The sequence below is a fragment of the Bacillus cereus group sp. BfR-BA-01441 genome, assembly GCF_022663075.1.
GTDB lineage: Bacteria > Bacillota > Bacilli > Bacillales > Bacillaceae_G > Bacillus_A > Bacillus_A cereus.
Genome location: NZ_JAKUEU010000466.1, coordinates 1 through 211 on the forward strand (window position 1 = coordinate 1; position 211 = coordinate 211).

The window sequence follows — 211 nt, forward strand, 5'->3', positions numbered from 1 at the left end:
ATTTCCCTATACCTATCTGCATTTCACCTGTTTTGCTATTTAGCGTATTTAAACCATTTGTTACTTTGCCTGACCCATCTACTAATTTTCCGATACCTACCTGCATTTCACCTGTTTTACTATTTAGCACATTTAAACCGTTTGTTACTTTGCCTGATCCATCTACTAATTTATTAGATCCATCTGCTAATTTCTGAACTCCATCCTTCAT

General features: G+C 35.1%; 1 protein-coding gene. It reads right to left on the reverse strand.

All coding sequences use genetic code 11. From position 1 onward, the window contains the following. A partial coding sequence (locus tag MR107_RS31240; protein ID WP_242293239.1) for a hypothetical protein occupies window positions 1–211 on the reverse strand: 211 nt, incomplete at both ends.